Source organism: Parapedobacter sp. GCM10030251 (assembly GCF_042666505.1).
In the GTDB taxonomy this organism is placed as follows: domain Bacteria; phylum Bacteroidota; class Bacteroidia; order Sphingobacteriales; family Sphingobacteriaceae; genus Parapedobacter.
The window spans coordinates 154,827-169,086 of the sequence record NZ_JBHTDN010000007.1 but is presented as its reverse complement, the minus strand read 5'-3'; the positions used below and the strand labels follow the sequence as shown (position 1 = coordinate 169,086).

The 14,260-nt window shown below is 47.7% G+C and carries 12 protein-coding genes; 9 read left to right on the top strand and 3 right to left on the bottom strand.

Annotation, left to right across the window (positions count from 1 at the left end):
* Nucleotides 1-213: 213 nt before the first annotated feature.
* Nucleotides 214-1,206 carry a flotillin-like protein FloA gene (floA, locus tag ACFQRK_RS18360; RefSeq protein ID WP_379009329.1) on the bottom strand — a complete coding sequence of 331 codons (993 nt, stop codon included), beginning with the start codon at nucleotides 1,204-1,206 and terminating at the stop codon, nucleotides 214-216.
* 109 nt (nucleotides 1,207-1,315) lie between these two features.
* Nucleotides 1,316-2,032: a head GIN domain-containing protein gene (locus tag ACFQRK_RS18355; protein ID WP_379009326.1), complete on the bottom strand. Its 717-nt coding sequence runs from the start codon at nucleotides 2,030-2,032 to the stop codon at nucleotides 1,316-1,318.
* Between the two features lie 159 nt (nucleotides 2,033-2,191).
* Here ACFQRK_RS18355 and ACFQRK_RS18350 point away from each other — a divergent pair, with 159 nt between their 5' ends.
* The 8 genes from ACFQRK_RS18350 (at nucleotide 2,192) to ACFQRK_RS18315 (ending at nucleotide 12,306) form a co-directional block, all read left to right on the top strand.
* The gene (locus ACFQRK_RS18350; protein ID WP_379009325.1) at nucleotides 2,192-3,355 is read left to right on the top strand and encodes a hypothetical protein; all 1,164 of its coding nucleotides are present in this window, start codon (nucleotides 2,192-2,194) and stop codon (nucleotides 3,353-3,355) included.
* Nucleotides 3,356-3,665: 310 nt separating this feature from the next.
* Nucleotides 3,666-6,704, top strand: a complete 3,039-nt coding sequence (locus ACFQRK_RS18345) for a response regulator (protein ID WP_379009323.1) — start codon at nucleotides 3,666-3,668, stop codon at nucleotides 6,702-6,704.
* A gap of 12 nt (nucleotides 6,705-6,716) precedes the next feature.
* Nucleotides 6,717-7,529 carry a CheR family methyltransferase gene (locus ACFQRK_RS18340; RefSeq protein WP_379009322.1) on the top strand — a complete coding sequence of 271 codons (813 nt, stop codon included), beginning with the start codon at nucleotides 6,717-6,719 and terminating at the stop codon, nucleotides 7,527-7,529.
* Between the two features lie 43 nt (nucleotides 7,530-7,572).
* On the top strand, nucleotides 7,573-8,154 hold the full coding sequence (locus ACFQRK_RS18335; protein ID WP_379009321.1) for a chemotaxis protein CheB: 582 nt from the start codon (nucleotides 7,573-7,575) through the stop codon (nucleotides 8,152-8,154).
* Nucleotides 8,142-9,755 (top strand): response regulator, encoded by a 1,614-nt coding sequence (locus tag ACFQRK_RS18330; RefSeq protein ID WP_379009319.1) that lies wholly within the window; start codon nucleotides 8,142-8,144, stop codon nucleotides 9,753-9,755. The genes ACFQRK_RS18335 and ACFQRK_RS18330 overlap by 13 nt, the downstream gene beginning before the upstream one ends.
* An 86-nt stretch (nucleotides 9,756-9,841) precedes the next feature.
* Nucleotides 9,842-10,381 carry a plastocyanin/azurin family copper-binding protein gene (locus ACFQRK_RS18325; protein ID WP_379009316.1) on the top strand — a complete coding sequence of 180 codons (540 nt, stop codon included), beginning with the start codon at nucleotides 9,842-9,844 and terminating at the stop codon, nucleotides 10,379-10,381.
* Between the two features lie 118 nt (nucleotides 10,382-10,499).
* Nucleotides 10,500-11,906 (top strand): dihydrolipoyl dehydrogenase, encoded by a 1,407-nt coding sequence (gene lpdA / locus ACFQRK_RS18320; RefSeq protein WP_379009314.1) that lies wholly within the window; start codon nucleotides 10,500-10,502, stop codon nucleotides 11,904-11,906.
* A 10-nt stretch (nucleotides 11,907-11,916) separates the two neighbouring features.
* Nucleotides 11,917-12,306 (top strand): acyl-CoA thioesterase, encoded by a 390-nt coding sequence (locus tag ACFQRK_RS18315; RefSeq protein WP_090624400.1) that lies wholly within the window; start codon nucleotides 11,917-11,919, stop codon nucleotides 12,304-12,306.
* On the opposite strand, the gene ACFQRK_RS18310 is transcribed toward ACFQRK_RS18315, so the two are convergent.
* Nucleotides 12,303-12,611 (bottom strand): DUF3817 domain-containing protein, encoded by a 309-nt coding sequence (locus tag ACFQRK_RS18310; protein WP_379009311.1) that lies wholly within the window; start codon nucleotides 12,609-12,611, stop codon nucleotides 12,303-12,305. The genes ACFQRK_RS18315 and ACFQRK_RS18310 overlap by 4 nt on opposite strands.
* Nucleotides 12,612-12,818: 207 nt before the next feature.
* Here ACFQRK_RS18310 and lpdA (ACFQRK_RS18305) point away from each other — a divergent pair, with 207 nt between their 5' ends.
* On the top strand, nucleotides 12,819-14,207 hold the full coding sequence (lpdA, locus tag ACFQRK_RS18305) for a dihydrolipoyl dehydrogenase (protein ID WP_379009309.1): 1,389 nt from the start codon (nucleotides 12,819-12,821) through the stop codon (nucleotides 14,205-14,207).
* The last annotated feature ends 53 nt before the right edge of the window (nucleotides 14,208-14,260 follow it).

Here is a 14,260-nt window from a genome sequence, read left to right as displayed (position 1 = left end):
TAATTACCTATTAAGCCGTTTGTTTGGCGGCAGATGCAAGGATGTTCTTTTGACAATTTATTAACAAAAGCTTCATCGAAAAATAAGAAATTGATGTTATTTTTGCATCAGAAAATAAACCCGGATAACACCGGGGATTTGGATTGTCTTTTCATAATTTAGGTTTATAATTGGTTAGTAACAAACCCCGGTGCCCATCACCGGGGTTTTGTTTTATCGATTCTTTTCGCCTTTGTCGGAATTGCCGCCCGGTTTTGCGATCGAGCCCCGCATGTCGGTATCCGCTTGAATATTTTGCATCCGGTAATAATCCATTACACCCAGATTACCATTGCGGAATGCCTCCGCCATCGCTAAGGGGACCTGTGCCTCCGCCTCAATTACCTTAGCTCGTGCTTCCTGTGCTTTCGCACGCATTTCCTGTTCGGATGCCACCGCCATTGCCCTTCGCTCTTCCGCACGTGCGTTAGCAACCTTGAGGTCGGCCTCCGCTTGATCCGTTTGCAATTTTGCGCCCACGTTTTCACCGATGTCGATATCCGCGATGTCAATTGACAAAATTTCGAATGCCGTACCACTGTCCAGTCCCTTTGCCAGGACGGTTTTTGAAATACGATCGGGGTTTTCCAATACTTCTTTATGATTGATTGCCGAACCAATGGTTGTAACGATACCTTCTCCCACGCGCGCCAGGATGGTCTCCTCGCCTGCTCCGCCTACGAGCTGATTGATATTTGCCCGTACCGTTACTCTTGCTTTCGCAATGAGCTGAATACCGTCCTTAGCTACGGCGGCGACAGGCGGCGTGTTGATAACGCGGGGATTAACCGATAACTGCACGGCATCGAAAACATCCCGGCCTGCCAGATCGATGGCTGTAGCCAACTTAAAATCTAAGGGAATATTCGCTTTATCGGCTGATATCAAAGCCTTGATCACATTGTTTACATTGCCTCCCGCGAGATAGTGCGTCTCAATCTCATTGGATGTGATGTTCAGTCCTGCTTTGGTGGACGTAATCATTGCGTTGGTGACCAATGCAGGCGACACTTTCCGCAAGCGCATCAGCAGCAAATTCAACAGGTTGACACGGACACCGGATAGCTGTGCAGTGAACCAAAGGTTTACGGGAAGCAAATAAAGCAAAATAAAAAATGCTACAATGGCTCCGACGATCATTAAGATTGGGGTGAAATTGGCGTCCATAAGGTCTATTACGTTTAAGATACTTTTATCAGCTTTTAAAGATACGACTTTTTGGCGGCTATCCAAAAGTCTTATATTTTTCGCTGCGTCCCCTCACCCCCGGACGCAATCAAAGTCGATGTATCCTGCCCGAACCAGATGTTTGTACATTGGTTTGTGCATTTCCACTGTAACGTATGTTACCCGATCCGCTGATGAACGCGTCCACTTGTTTATCCGCATGGACCGTAATCGTCCCCGACCCCGCGATCTTCAGGTTGGCAGATTGGCTTTTTAGCTCGCCCCCCTCAAACCGGCCGGAACCGCTTAGGGATACGTTGATCTCTTTCGCTTGGCCTGCCGCTGCAATCCTGCCTGAGCCGCTGATGCTAACGTTGCACACCTCAACATCGGGTTCAAAGGTAAGCTTTCCCGAACCACTTAACGACGCATTCATTTCATCGCCGGACGCAGTGCCGACAACCGTAATAGCTCCCGAACCGGATAGTGCCAACGCATCAAGTTTCTTGGCTGTGACGTAAGCCGTAACCTTGCCCCGGTTCAATCCAGATCTCTGCGCATTCTTCTTAAACTGGATTTTTAACGTACCTTTTTCTACAAGGGTCTCAACTTCGGCGATCGCCGCCGCATCGCCCACCAGCCTTACGGATTCGCGGTCACCGAAACGCACCTCCACGTTGATGCTGCCGGCACTGGCAAGCGCATGAAAGTCGCGTACATCACGCACATCGTCGCGAAACGACGAATTCGTACCCACATGGATCCATCCCATGCAAATAACCGGCGATAGTGCCAACCAGCACAATACTGATAATTCTCTTTTCATTGTGTTCCTTTTATATGTTAAACCGTTTGTATATAGGACGCCGTAATAACCGATACGTTGCATCGGAACGCCGTGTCCTATCTTCGAGCAGCTGCTATTGTTTAAGCCGTGTTAAACTGTTATTTTTAGCGCGTTTCGAATGTTGAATACAAATCGTTTATGAAAATTGTACCTGTGTCCGGAGGGGCGTTAGATCGACTGTTTGTAACCATGGCCGTCCCGCTTTACGACGGCGACCCCAATTACATCCGACCGCTTGACGTGGACGTACAAGCCGTCTTCGATCGGGAGCGAAACCCTCGCTTTCAGCGCGGAGACTGTGCCCGATGGCTATTGTTGGATGAATCCGGCACGCCTATTGGGCGCATTGCCGCATTTTTCGAAGAGCGGACCGATGGTGCTGAATTGTGGACAGGAGGATGTGGGTTTTTCGAATGCATCAATGACCAAAAAGCGGCGGACCTGCTGTTTGATACGGCCAAGGCTTGGTTGGCGTCGCACGGCATCGAGGCCATGGACGGACCCATTAACTTCGGAAACCGCGAACGCTGGTGGGGATTACTCGTGGAGGGCTTCCACCCGCCTTGTTATTGCTGCAATTACAATCCACCCTATTATCAGCAACTTTTTGAACGATATGGTTTTCAAGTGTATTTCAAGCAATTTACTTACCGAAGGGTGATCGCTACACCCCTTTCCAGCAGGGTGGGCGAAAAAGCCTTGAATGCCTTGAAGGATACGGGATACACCTTAAGCCATATAGATCGCAAGCAGCTCGGAAAAGCAGCGGAAGATTTCCGAGCCGTATATAACGATGCTTGGGCAAGGCACGAAGGGGTGAGCCCGATGAGCGCTGAAAGTGCACAAAAATTGATACAAAGCATGAAACCCATCATTGATCCGAAAATCATCTGGTTTGCGTATTACCACGGCCGGCCGGTGGGTTTTTGGGTCAACATTCCCGACGTGAACCAATTGATTGTTAAATACACCAACGGAAAATTGACGCTACCGGGAAAAATACGCTTTCTCTGGAATCGATGGCGCCGTCGTTGCAAAACCATGTTTGGTATTGTATTTGGCGTTGTTCCCGAACATCAACGTAAAGGGCTTGAAGCGGCCATTGTTATAGCTGCTACTAAGGTATTGCAAGATCCAACTCAGTCAAAGTACGAGGAACTGCAGATGAATTGGATCGGGGATTTCAATCCGAAGATGATGAATGTAGCAAGGTACGTTGGCGGCACGATTTATAAAACCCATCACACGTATCGATACCTGTTTGATCGCACTAAGCCGTTTGAGAGACATCCTATTCTTTAAAAGTTATTCTTTAAAAAGACCAGCGAGGTCACGCCATTTTATTTTTGCAAAAGGAGGAAAAAATGTTTAATTAGCGATGGGATTCAGGGGTTCTGTAGGATGAAATCCACGTGAGTCCTAAGCGGCGCGAGCTTCATAACCGCGCAAACGTGATAACGATAAACGTAGTGAGGTGGCTCGGTGATCTGGTGGAAACAAATACTAAATTCAATCATTTTTTTGAGTGAAACCTGCACGGGCTACCGCTAAAAAAGAACACGAATAATAGCTCATACAGGCTTCATCACCGCTAAAAAGCAAATTTTATTAGATGAAAAAACTGACATTTAAGGCACATATATATATCGGCTTTTCTCTGTTAATAGTCATATTATTAGCCAGTCTTTTTTATCTATTGCATCTATTCGAGCAAATCGACATTTCACACCGAATACTTGACACCATCAAAATCACCTTTTTTATCACCGCAATCCTGGCGTTTCCGGTTATTTGGTGGTTGCTTGTTTATGTGACTAAAACCTTCGAACACCAAAAAAAAACGGAACTGCTCATCCGGAAATCCAATACCGACCTGGCTAAGCTTTCAAAGGAAAGGGAGGTACACAATTGGACATTGAACGGATTGGCAATGCTTGATGAAAACACCCGCGGTGGACTTAATGAATGGGAAATCGCTACGAATGCCATCCAAACAATTTGCCGGTACCTGAACGCCAAGATCGGCATTATGTACCTGAAAAGCACGGCAAATGAGAACTTATTCGTGCAGGCGGGGCTATATGCCGTGGAAGCACCGAACCTGCGGCCCCATATCGAAAAAAACCGTGGTCTTGCTGGCGAATGCATCGCTTCGCAAAAGCAGCTTGTGCTTTCGGATCTGCCGGAAAACTACCTAACAGTTACCTCTTCGTTGGGTGAGGCCAAACCCGAATACCTTGTTATCCAGCCACTCGTTTACGAGACCGAAACCATCGGCATACTAGAAGTCGGATTCTTTCGCAAAATTGACGATACGGTATTGCAATTTCTGGAACGGGCGGCAATCAGCCTGGCCATTGCCACCAAGGTAGCCATTGACCATGCCACGCTCTCGCTGCTCTATGAAGAAACGCAGCAGCAGGCGGAAGAACTTGAAGCGCAACAAGAGGAACTCCGGACGACGAACGACGAGCTCGTCCATAAAACCCATCAGTTGGAAGCGTCTGAAGAAGAACTGCGGGTCCAACAAGAGGAACTGAAGCACGCCAACCTCGAACTTGAAGAGAAAGCCAGGTTATTGGAGGAGCGCAATTTCTCCATTGAACAGGCCCGGCATTCGATTGCCATGAAAGCGAATGAACTTGAACAGTCGGACAAATATAAATCGGAATTTCTGGCGAATATGAGTCATGAATTACGGACGCCTCTCAATAGCATTCTTATACTTGCCAAATTATTGGAAGACAATAAGCCCGGTAACCTCCTACCCGATCAGGTAAAATATGCGTCCGTTATCCACAATGCAGGGACAGATTTGCTGCACCTGATCAATAATATCCTTGATCTATCGAAAATCGAATCCGGAAATATGGAGTTAGTCATTGAAGATACACCCATATCTCCTATTGCCCAGGACTTATTGGAGTTGTTTAATGGAATTGCCGGTAGCAAAGCGATTGATTTCCGGATTACGGTTGACGAAAATCTACCGGCTTCCATCCGAACGGATGAACAGCGCCTGCGACAGATCTTGAAAAACCTGCTTTCCAATGCCTTTAAGTTTACCAAAGAACAGGGACGCGTGGAACTGCTGATTTCCCAGGCTTCTGACGACACCCTGGCAATTACGGTAAAAGACAATGGCATTGGAATCCCGCCGGATAAACAGCAATTGATATTCGACGCTTTTAAGCAAGCAGATGGTTCAACGAACCGTAAATTCGGAGGCACCGGACTTGGGCTCTCAATTTGCCGCGAATTGGCTGCCATGCTGGGTGGCGAAATCCGGGTCTCCAGCCAAGAAGGCGTGGGAAGCTCGTTCACATTGATCCTTCCCCTTCAACTTGCCGAAAAAATCGACGCTCGCGCAACAACCGAAGATCATCCGCAGCCGACAGCGGCGCCCCGTGAAGAAAAACCGGATAAACAGACACCTCCGCCGCCGGCAACCGCCGCGGGAGGTAGCAAACGCCTTCTGATTATCGAAGACGACCGTAACTTCGCCGAAATATTGGATGGATATGCCCGGGAACGGGGCTTTGATACACTGGTTGCTTACCAAGGTGACATCGGTTTGCAGATGGCATTTGAGCATGTACCCGACGCGGTTATTTTGGACATCAGGCTTCCCGTAATGGATGGATGGACGGTACTGAAAAAACTAAAGAGCGACTCACGCACGAGAAATATTCCTGTGCATCTCATGTCTGCAGATCGCCCGGATAAGCACCAAATCGAGGAGTCCGCTGTGGGCTTTCTTAAAAAGCCGGTCAACAAGAAGTCCTTGGATGAAGTATTCGGGCATCTGAACAAAGTTATTGAATCTCCGCTTAAAAAGGTATTGGTTGTCGAAGACCAAAAAATCCAGAGTGACAGCCTTAAGTCGCGCTTGACAGAAAGTGGCGTGGACGTAAAGCAAGCTTTCACGGGCAACGAAGCCCTTAAATATCTGCAGTCGAATACACATTTCGATTGCATTATTCTGGATCTCAACCTTCCGGATAAACCCGGAACAGATTTACTGGATGAAATCAAAAGCATTCCCGAACATACTGACACCCCGGTAATCATCAATACTGCCATGGAGCTCAATCCGGAAATGACCAGCCGGATTCTTCACCATACAAAAACCCTGGTTCTTAAGTCGGATAAATCCAATAACCGCATCCTGGATGAGGTAAATCTCTTCATAAACCGCATAAAAAACGATGTCCCCGCCCCGCATTCGTTCCCGCCTTTTAACCGCTCCGGAGTAACCGGTTTGTCACTTGATCATGTTTTGGAGGGCAAGTGCATTCTATTGGCCGACGATGATATGCGTAATATTTTCGCGCTGAGTACGGTTTTCGAATCTAACCAGATGATCGTAGAAACGGCGAACAACGGCGTCGAGGCCTTGGCGATTCTTCAACGTAAACCCGATGTTGATCTGGTTCTAATGGACATCATGATGCCGGAGATGGATGGCTACGAAGCGATAGCAAAGATCCGCGCCGACAAAAAGTTTGCGAAGCTTCCCATTATCGCACTGACCGCAAAAGCGATGCAGGGCGACCGCCAACTGGCACTCGATGCGGGGGCCAATGATTACATTGCCAAACCGGTGGACATAAACAAATTACTTTCACTGATACGTGTGTGGATAAGCTAATAGAAGAACAGAATGAGCCTATCGTTTGAACACCTGGAAGAATTAATTGAGTTGGTAAACCACGTCCATGGCTTTGATCTGAACGGCTATTCACGAGCTTCGCTCAAAAGGCGGGTTTCAAGAATCATGGACTTGTATCGGCTCGATTTTGCAGCGTTGAAAGACAACTTGATCAATACCTCGGGGTTTTTCAGCAGGTTTCTCATCGAAGTAACCGTCAATGTCACCGAGATGTTCCGCGACCCCGCCTTCTACGTCGCATTGCGAGAGGAGGTTTTTCCCTATTTGGCTACTTTTCCTCACATTAAGGTATGGAGTGCAGGCTGTTCAACGGGCGAAGAGGTATATTCGATCGCAATTTTGCTTAAAAAGCAGGGGCTCTATGAACGCTCATTTATTTATGGAACCGATATCAATTCGAAAGTACTCGAAAAAGCCAAAAGCGCAATCTTCGACCTGCGAAAGATGAAAGCCTACTCGGACAACTACCTACAGACCGGATCGGAGGAATCACTTTCGGAGTATTATACGGCGAAATACGATGCGGCAACCATTCATCATGATTTACGTAAAAACATCTTGTTCTCCATCCACAACCTGGTTTCCGATGGGGTGTTCAACGAATTTCAACTCATCACCTGCCGTAATGTACTGATTTATTTTAACGCAGAATTGCAGGAACGCGTGTTTAATTTATTATATGAAAGTTTAGCTTTGTTTGGCTTTCTTTGTCTTGGATCGAAAGAGGTTCTTCGTTCGGACCGGCTAAAGGAACGGTTCCGGCTTGTGAATAAAAAACAAAACATTTACCAGAAAATTGCTTAAGTTATCGTCATACGTCACCGGCAAACTTCAAATGGCTGAAGTGTTGATTCTAGCATGTTCTGCTGGTGGATTCAAGGTATTGTTTGACATGCTTAGGGCGTTACCGGCCGACTTGCCGGTCGGGGTATTGGTAATTATCCATCGGAATGCCCGGTATGAAACCCATATTGAAGAAAGCATCATGGCTAAATCTCACATTACCATTAAGGTAGCCGAAGAAAAAGAACAGATCCGCCCAGGGACCGCTTATTTTGCCCCTGCCGGATACCATTTATTGGTGGAACCTGATCGCAGCATTTCGCTGGATACCTCTGAACCCGTAAATTTTTGCCGCCCATCCATTGACGTAACCATGCAAAGTGCTGCCGACATCTACGGCCCCGGTACGCTCGCGGTATTGTTATCGGGGGCAAATCAGGACGGAGCTCAAGGTATGCGTGCGGTGCAACATGCGGCGGGGCTTTGCATTGTACAGCATCCGGAGCAGGCAGAAATCAGAACCATGCCCGAAGCTGCGATAAACCTCGGAGCAGCCGATCTGATCCTTACTAACGAAGAACTTGTCACATTCAGTCAACAGTTGGCCAACTATATTTTGGGAGGAGACCAGTCATGGAGAAATTAAAGCTAGTCATCGTAGATGACAAAGAGGAAAATGTGCTCAGCTTAAAAGCCTTATTGGCCGATATCGATAACCTGGAAATCTGGGGCAGCACCTCGCCTAACGAAGCGCTCCGCTATTGCTGGAATCAGGATGTGGCCATCGCGCTGGTGGATGTGCAAATGCCGGAGATCAATGGCTTTGAATTTGTCTCCCTGCTGCAAAGCAATCCAAAGACCTGGCAAATCATGGTCATCATGGTTACTGCTATTTCCAAGGAAGACAAATTTCTGCTCAAAGGGTTACACAGCGGCGCCATCGATTACCTGTATAAACCGCTCAATCCGGACATCACGATTGCCAAAGTCAAATCTTTTATGCAGCAGGTGCATATCCAACGGGAACTGAAGCGAAAAAACGAGGAACTTGAACGATCGCACCTGGAGCTGGTCAAGGCAAAAAAGGAGGCCGACCTGGCTCGTAAGTCAAAGGAAAATTTTCTAGCCAACATGAGTCATGAAATACGGACTCCCATCAACGGCATCACTGGGATTACGACGATGCTTCGGAATTCCCCGCTCAACGAAGAACAATCGGAATGGTTGGATTACCTGGAAAACGCCTCCCAACAGCTGTTGCTTATTATCAATGACATTTTGGATCTCTCGAAAATTGATTCGGGAAAAATGCGGTTGGATTATGCTAAGACGTCACTGGCCAACATCATCAAAGAACTTACCAATCTATTTGCCTATAAAGCCGAGCAAAAAGGCATCACCTTCCAGGTAGTCAATGACGAGAATCTGCCAAAGCAGATTCTTGCTGATTCACTCCGGTTGACACAAATATTGAGCAACCTGATTTCGAATGGTATCAAATTCACGGAAAAAGGCAGCGTGACGCTTGAAACCAAATTGCTCAAGCGATCGAAACAGCGGGTGCATCTCCAATTTTCTATAAAAGACACCGGTATTGGCATCGCCAGTAATGCCATCGATAAAATTTTTCAGTCATTTGAACAAGGCGAAGAAGGTATTACCAAACGTTTTGGCGGCACCGGACTCGGGTTGGCGATTGTAAAACGACTGGTCAATCTTCATCAAGGCCAAATTCATGCCTATAGCGAATTGGGCAGTGGCAGTGAATTTATCTTCCAGTGCTGGTTTGATGAAGAGTCTTCCGAAGCAACCCCAAAATCGGCCAAAAAACAGTATACCGATTTACCTCCGCTTACCGATGTTCATATTCTTCTTGCCGAGGACAATGAATTAAACAGCTTTATGGTTACCCATATGCTTAACACCTGGGGAATCACCGTGGATACCGTAAAAAACGGAAAAGAAGCCCTGGAAAAGGTAGAAACCATCTCATACAGTCTGATCCTCATGGATGCGCATATGCCCGTGATGAGCGGATTCGAAGCGATCCGAATCATCCGGAATGATCCCCGGGAATCGATCAGACAAATTCCGATTATTTCGATTTCCGCTTCGGTGTTGCAGCGTGAGCAGCAGGCGGCCTATGCGGCCGGTGCGGATGCTGTGGTTGGTAAACCGTTCGATCCGGTATCGCTATACCAGATCATCAAAACATTGACCCATACGAAGACGCCGAGCGAAAAGTAACAACAAAATTACACTTCGGTGATAATTGCGCTTTTTTACATTTTCAATTTCGACTACCTTTGGGGCGCAAACAAATAGCTATTGAAATGAAGCGATTATTTTTGATGCCCCTTGTAGCGGGAGCCGTTTTTTTCGCCGCCTGTGGTGGCAACCAGACAAAGGAAGAATCCACTACTGAATCAACAGAAACAACCACTACCACAGAACAGGCGCCTGCGGCGGATATCCCTGGGCTGGATACGGTAGCCGTAAGCAACGAACTGGCTTTACAGGCAAACGACCTGATGCAATTTGACAAAAAACTTTTCCGGGTGAAAGCCGGTCAACCTGTAAAACTTGTCTTGAAAAACGTAGGCGAGATGCCGAAGGAATCCATGGGACATAACGTGGTTATCCTTACGCCGGGCACCGATCTTCCTGCTTTTGGCGGTGAGGCCATCAAAGCTGTCGACACGGAATACATTCCTGTTACGTTTGGATCATCGATCATAGCACACACGAAGTTATTAGGACCGGGTGAAACCGACACAATCGAATTTACGCTGGATGGAAAAGGTGTTTATCCTTTTGTTTGCAGCTTTCCAGGTCACTATGGTGTAATGCAGGGTAAGATCGTAGCGGAATAAAAGCACGATTCAACAATTTACGAAAAGACAGTCAGACGGCTGTCTTTTTTGTTTTTGCAGTACCGCCAAAAGGTAATAATGCGTACCTTTGAGCCATCGAGTAGACTAACATCATCACATGCAATACGACGTCATTGTAATCGGTAGCGGACCCGGAGGATATGTGGCCGCTATACGCTGTGCGCAATTGGGCTTAAAAACAGCCGTCATTGAGAAATACAGCACTTTCGGCGGCACCTGCCTTAATGTAGGTTGCATTCCTTCCAAAGCGCTCTTAGACTCTTCTGAGCATTATCACAACGCTGCACACCATTTTGGCAACCATGGCATCAATGTGAGCAATCTCAAGGCCGATATGAAACAGATGATTGCCCGCAAAGACGACGTGATCGCTCAGAATGTGGCTGGCATCGAATTTCTTTTCAAAAAGAATAAGATTGATAGCATTACCGGGGTCGGCTCATTCATCGATAAGAACACGGTCAAGGTAACAAAGAATGACGGAAAAACTGAACAGCTAACGAGCAAGCATGTGATCATAGCCACAGGATCCAAACCTACCGCGTTGCCTTTTCTTCCGATTGATAAAAAACGGATGATCACTTCTACCGAAGCACTCACACTGACCGAGGTACCTAAACACCTCATCGTTATCGGCGGAGGCGTAATCGGTTTGGAACTGGGCTCTGTTTATGCGCGGCTGGGTGCAAAAGTCTCTGTTGTGGAATATGAAAAATCCATCCTGCCCACGATGGACGGTGGCCTTGGCAAAGAATTGCAACGGGTTTTGAAAAAAACACTGGGTATGGAGTTTTACCTTGGCCATAAGGTAACCGGAGGATCGGTCAAGGGGAAAAAGGTGACCATCACGGCCGAAGACCCAAAGGGGCAGCCCGCCCAATGGGAAGGGGATTATTGCATCGTGGCGGTGGGTCGTACAGCCTATACGGAAGGATTGGGGCTAGAAAATATTGGTATCCAATTGGAAGAGCGCGGCAAAAAAGTGCCGGTAAATGAGCATCTGGAAACATCCGTACCGGGCATCTATGCGATTGGTGATGTGATCAGGGGCGCAATGCTTGCCCACAAGGCCGAAGACGAAGGTGTATTCGTGGCAGAGCGCATTGCCGGGCAGAAGCCCCATATTGACTACAACCTGATTCCTGGTGTTGTATATACCTGGCCTGAAGTGGCAAGCGTTGGTAAAACCGAAGAGCAGCTGAAAGCAGAAGGACGTGCTTACAAAACCGGTTCGTTCCCATTCAAGGCCAGCGGCCGTGCAAAGGCCAGCGGCGATACCGATGGATTTGTCAAAGTTTTGGCCGATACAGAAACGGATGAAGTATTGGGTGTACACATGATCGGCCCGAGGGCGGCAGACATGATTGCCGAAGCCACCGTAGCCATGGAATACCGTGCGTCCGCTGAAGACATTGCACGAATTTGTCATGCGCACCCTACGTTTACGGAAGCATTCCGGGAGGCCTCGCTGGCAGCAACGGCCAACCGGGCCATCCACATGTAACAGGAAACAGATGAATTTCCACACACGTAAGTGGGTAAAGCCGGAAGACCTCAATCCCAACGGAACACTGTTTGGGGGCACCTTACTCCGGTGGATTGACGAAGAGGCTGTAATCTATGCGATCGTACAGTTGGGCAACCCTCATATCGTTACCAAGTTTATTTCTGAAATCAACTTTGTAAGTTCGGCCAAACAGGGCGACATCATCGAGCTGGGCATCACAGCTACGCATTTTGGCCGCACTTCTATTACGCTTACTTGCCAGGTACGCAATAAAATTACGCGCAAAAGCATATTAACGATAGATAAACTGGTATTTGTCAACCTCGATCCGGAAGGCAACCCGTCTCCACACGGAAAGACCGAAATCACGTACGCTTACGCCGGCGACCGGCCTTAGGAATGCGCTTCTTCCCGTAATTTCCGTTCGACAAAAAACGGGGCAAAAGGAAGAAGCGAAGCAAGGAAAAATATTGCCACACGACCTAACTTCCATTTATATCGGTCTGCACACAGCCACAGCAGATAGACGTAGGCAATAAAGAGGATGCCATGCGCCCAGCCGACATATTTGACTCCTAACGTAGCCCATTCAAAATCAGTGGTACGCTTCAAGACCGAAAACGTAACCAGAACAACCATTGATATCCCCTCAACCAGGGCAATATTCCGGAACCAATGCAAAACTTTTGTATTCGTGCTCATGACAATAAATTGCCGCAAAATAGACAATAATCTACTAGTTAACGCCTGTCCCGGTCGGGTTTGACCAAAATGTGACGGTTAGCCCGTACCTTCGGACTTTCCGGCGGGGAGACTTTCGGACTTTCCAAAAAAAACGTAAGTTTGTAGCCACTGGAATTTTGATCTGTCATCAGAAATAGGAATCAATCTCAGGAAACAGAATAATATATGAACTACGACATCATTGTAATCGGGAGCGGACCGGGCGGTTATGTTGCGGCCATCAGGGCATCCCAACTTGGTTTTAAGACCGCTATTGTGGAGCGGGAATCCTTAGGCGGCATCTGCCTCAACTGGGGATGTATACCCACAAAGGCGTTGCTTAAAAGTGCACAAGTGTTTGAATACCTAAACCATGCCGAAGACTATGGCATCAAGGTGAGCGGTGGTGAGGCCGATTTCGGTGCCATCATCAAGCGCAGCCGTGGGGTAGCTGAGGGCATGAGCAAAGGCATCCAGTTTCTCATGAAAAAGAACAAGATCGATGTCATCATGGGTACCGCCCGCATCAAAAAAGGCGGTACAGTAGCCGTACAAGATGCGGACGGTGCCACCAAAGAATATCAGGCAAAGCATACGATCTTAGCCACGGGCGCCCGATCACGCGAGCTCCCCAACCTGAAACAGGACGGTAAACGGATCATCGGTTATCGCCAAGCCATGAATTTAGAAAAACAGCCCGAATCATTGGTTGTAGTCGGATCGGGAGCCATCGGCGTTGAATTTGCCTATTTTTATAACGCCATTGGCACCAAAGTTACGATTGTTGAATACCTGGACCGGATTGTACCGGTTGAAGACGAGGAAATTTCCAAACAGCTGGAGCGTAGCCTTAAAAAAGCAGGCATCAATATTCTCACCGGAGCGGAAGTCCAGGCTGTGGATACGTCCGGTACACTCAGCAAAGTACAGATCAAAACATCCAAGGGCACTGAAACGATCGAAGCGGAGACTGTGCTTTCAGCAGTTGGCATCACGCCGAACATTGAAGGACTCGGTTTAGAGGAGGTAGGCGTGAAAACTGAAAAAGGTCGTGTAGTGGTTGATGATTTTTATAAAACCAATGTGGACGGCATCTATGCGATCGGCGATATTGTGAAAGGCCAGGCCTTGGCGCATGTTGCGTCTGCAGAGGGTATTACCTGTGTAGAAAAAATCAAGGGCATGGACGTCTTGCCTATCAACTACAATAACATTCCGGGATGTACCTACTGCTCACCTGAGATTGCTTCCGTAGGGTACACCGAAAAGGCTGCGAAAGAAGCCGGATACGAAGTTAAAGTAGGCAAATTCCCCTTTTCTGCATCCGGAAAAGCAAGTGCTGCAGGCGCAAAGGATGGGTTTGTCAAAGTGATCTTCGACGCAAAATACGGAGAATTCCTGGGCGCCCATATGATTGGCTCAAACGTTACGGAGATGATTGCTGAAGTAGTGGTAGCCCGGAAATTGGAAACCACCGGACACGAAATCATCAAATCCGTGCATCCGCACCCTACGATGAGCGAAGCCATTATGGAAGCCGCCGCCGACGCATACGGTGAGGTGATCCATTTATAATTTATAAAAGCTGCGAGGATGGGCGGTGGCCGAAAATCCATTGTCCATCCTTT

Coding starts and splice junctions, on each gene's coding strand:
- floA (WP_379009329.1), bottom strand. CDS start 1,206: ATGGACGCCAATTTCACCCCAATCTTAATGATCGTCGGAGCCATTGTA.
- ACFQRK_RS18355 (WP_379009326.1), bottom strand. CDS start 2,032: ATGAAAAGAGAATTATCAGTATTGTGCTGGTTGGCACTATCGCCGGTT.
- ACFQRK_RS18350 (WP_379009325.1), top strand. CDS start 2,192: ATGAAAATTGTACCTGTGTCCGGAGGGGCGTTAGATCGACTGTTTGTA.
- ACFQRK_RS18345 (WP_379009323.1), top strand. CDS start 3,666: ATGAAAAAACTGACATTTAAGGCACATATATATATCGGCTTTTCTCTG.
- ACFQRK_RS18340 (WP_379009322.1), top strand. CDS start 6,717: ATGAGCCTATCGTTTGAACACCTGGAAGAATTAATTGAGTTGGTAAAC.
- ACFQRK_RS18330 (WP_379009319.1), top strand. CDS start 8,142: ATGGAGAAATTAAAGCTAGTCATCGTAGATGACAAAGAGGAAAATGTG.
- ACFQRK_RS18325 (WP_379009316.1), top strand. CDS start 9,842: ATGAAGCGATTATTTTTGATGCCCCTTGTAGCGGGAGCCGTTTTTTTC.
- lpdA (WP_379009314.1), top strand. CDS start 10,500: ATGCAATACGACGTCATTGTAATCGGTAGCGGACCCGGAGGATATGTG.
- ACFQRK_RS18315 (WP_090624400.1), top strand. CDS start 11,917: ATGAATTTCCACACACGTAAGTGGGTAAAGCCGGAAGACCTCAATCCC.
- ACFQRK_RS18310 (WP_379009311.1), bottom strand. CDS start 12,611: ATGAGCACGAATACAAAAGTTTTGCATTGGTTCCGGAATATTGCCCTG.
- lpdA (WP_379009309.1), top strand. CDS start 12,819: ATGAACTACGACATCATTGTAATCGGGAGCGGACCGGGCGGTTATGTT.